The organism is Streptomyces sp. NPDC048275 (assembly GCF_040652275.1).
Taxonomy (GTDB): domain Bacteria; phylum Actinomycetota; class Actinomycetes; order Streptomycetales; family Streptomycetaceae; genus Streptomyces.
In genome coordinates this window covers 1-2566 of record NZ_JBEZLR010000231.1, presented here as the reverse complement: position 1 = coordinate 2566, position 2566 = coordinate 1, and the positions used below count along the sequence as shown (strand labels likewise).

The following is a 2566-nucleotide window of genomic DNA, read 5'->3' as shown; positions in this document are numbered from 1 at the left end:
CCGGTGAGCGGGGTGTGGTGCGTGTAGCTGCAAGGCGGAGGAGGGAGTCGACGCGGAGCGTCGGCGAGTGACGACAACGCGGCAGATGCGCGTGCTACACCCCGCGTCTGCGGCATGATCGGCCGGACAGGTCCTAAGCCACCTGACGAAAGATCCGGCGCCCGAGGGAATCACCGACTTCGGGCGCCTCAACACAGCTGCGGCGCACGGAAGCCCGGGGACCCGAGGAGTTACGGGTCGCCACCGCCGTGCGCCGCAGCTGTTTCACCTCGTACCCCCGGTTTGTCCGCCCAGGTCAAGGGAGTCCGGCATCACCGCGCAGACATCACCCTCCTCAGGTCAACTGTGAGGAGGGATGAGATGCAGGAGGGACGAGACATCGGCGCGTCGAGGGCCAGGCCGATAAACCGGTCACCGCCGAGGGTCACCCCTGAGAGGGCGGCACCGGGAAGAGCAGACAGCTGCTGGTGGCGTGGGCGAGCAGACGGTCCGTCGCGTCGACCAACTGCGCCTGAGCGAGGGCGGTTTGGCGGCCCTTGCTGACAACTGTGCCGATGGCGCGCACCGTGCCCGTGTCCACGGTGATCCGCCGCAGGAACTTCACCGTCAGGTCGAGCGAGGTGTACGCCATGCCTTGAGGGAGGGTGGTCTGGACGGCGCAGCCCGCCGCAGAGTCGAGCAAGGTGGCGAAGATGCCGCCGTGCACGCTGCCGATCGGGTTGTAGTGCTCCTCACCCGGCGTCAGAGAGAAGACCGCCCTGCCGGGCTCCACCTCGTCCAGGGTGAAGTCGATGGCGTAGTTGATGGGCGGCCCCGGCAACTGCCCCGCCTGCACCTCGCGCAGGAAGTCGATGCCGGCCATGCGTCCGGCGGCTTCCGCCAGGATCGCGGGATCTTCCCAGTGATACGTACGTGTTCGTCCCACGACGGCGCGCCTTCCCATCTGACTTTTACAAGTGAAGCTAGCTGCCCGTCAGTCTGACTGTCAATGACGAAGTCAGGCCTCTACGATGGCGGGATGGAGTGGCTTGAGGCAAGCACGGAGAACTGCCCCGTCCAGCGCACACTCGACGTGGTCGGAGAGAAGTGGACGTTGCTGATCCTGCGTGACGCCGTCAACGGAGTCCGCCGCTTCGACGACTTCCACCGCCACATCGGCCTGTCCGAAGCCGTCCTCAGCGACCGCCTCCGGAAGCTGATCTCGGCCGGCATCCTGAAGACCGTCCCCTACCAGGAGCCGGGCAGCCGCTCCCGCAACGAGTACCGCCTGACCGGCAAAGGCTGGGACCTGTGGCCTGTCCTGATGGCGCTGAGCCAGTGGGGCGAAAGGCACACCCTCGGCCCCGAGGGCCCCGTACTGGACGTCCGCCACACCGACTGCGACGCTCCGGTCCGCGTCGTCGTCGAGTGCTCCGCGGAGCACTCCGCCCTCACGCCCGGGGAAGTCACCGCCCGGCTGGGACCTGGCGCTCGCCTCCGGTCTTAAGCCATCGGCGCTCAATCCGTACGATCACAGGATCAGCGCCCGAAGTCACCTGCCGGTCATAATATTACGTGCGTCAGGCCATGAATTAGGCTTGAGCGCGGGGCAACGGCCTCACGGAGCGGATGGAGGAAGCTCGTGGTGCGCTACGCCAAGGAGCACAAGCAGGTGACGCGGCAACGGATCATCGAGACGGCCGGCCACCGGTTCAAGCAGGACGGCATAGACGGCTCGGGCATCTCCACGCTGATGTCGGATGCAGGGCTCACCAACGGTGCCTTCTACGCCCACTTCGCGTCCAAGGACGACCTGGTCGCCCATGTCGTGGCCGACGAACTGCGCACGCAGGTCGCGAGGTACGGCACCCTGCGGCCCGGCCGCCTCGGACTCGAGGACCTCATTCGCGAATATCTGTCCCCTGAGCACCGGGACCACCCCAGCCTAGGATGCCCCTCCGCCGCGCTGCTCGACGAGATCGGCCGCTGCGGAGATGGGACCAAGCAGGCCTACACCGACGGCGCGCGGGACGTCGTGGAAGAGATCGCCGCCCGCCTGGCACCTGAGGATCCGAAGTCCGCTCGCGGCAGGGCCATCGGGCTCTTCGCCATGATGGTGGGGACGTTGCAGCTGTCCCGCGCCCTGTCCGACCAGAAGTTCGCCGACGAGGTCCTTGAGCAGGGAATCGAGAACGCCCTCGCATTCATGAGGTGAGGGGGGATCCCTGTGGCCGCCCCACAGAGTCACCGGCAGGCGTCTCCAACGGGAACCACAATCAACCGCGGATGGCAGCCCCTGAACCCTGGTCCGGCCATCGCGTTCGAGCTGCTCACCCAAAGGGCGTCACGGCCCTGAGGCAACACCCTCGGCCCAGGCGACGACCACACTTCACGCCTACTACCGTTCCACGCCTACTACCGTTCGAGGAACCCAAGGGCCGTCTCCACGAACCGCCCGTGGAACCGGAAGATGCCGCGTTCGACCGGCGTGGTCAGGCGGCTCTACCGTCTTGATCGGGTTGATCGAGCCATTCGTAGGGTTGGGTCGCCCAGGGGTGCTGGGTGTGGCTATCAGGCGGCTGCCGTC

3 protein-coding genes are annotated in these 2566 nt (G+C 66.8%); 2 read left to right on the top strand and 1 reads right to left on the bottom strand.

Going from position 1 to position 2566, the window contains the following annotated elements; all coding sequences use genetic code 11:
- Positions 1 to 424: 424 nt before the first annotated feature.
- A complete protein-coding gene (locus AB0D57_RS47550; RefSeq protein ID WP_362088743.1) occupies positions 425 to 925 on the bottom strand; it encodes a PaaI family thioesterase in 501 nt (166 codons plus the stop codon).
- 93 nt (positions 926 to 1018) lie between these two features.
- Between AB0D57_RS47550 and AB0D57_RS47545 the strand changes: the two genes are divergently transcribed.
- Complete coding sequence (locus tag AB0D57_RS47545; RefSeq protein ID WP_362088742.1) at positions 1019 to 1486, top strand: helix-turn-helix domain-containing protein; 468 nt, start codon at positions 1019 to 1021, stop codon at positions 1484 to 1486.
- A gap of 135 nt (positions 1487 to 1621) precedes the next feature.
- Positions 1622 to 2194, top strand: coding sequence for a TetR/AcrR family transcriptional regulator (locus tag AB0D57_RS47540; protein WP_362088741.1), 573 nt, complete (start codon positions 1622 to 1624; stop codon positions 2192 to 2194).
- Positions 2195 to 2566 lie beyond the last annotated feature (372 nt).

Coding starts and splice junctions, on each gene's coding strand:
- AB0D57_RS47545 (WP_362088742.1), top strand. CDS start 1,019: ATGGAGTGGCTTGAGGCAAGCACGGAGAACTGCCCCGTCCAGCGCACA.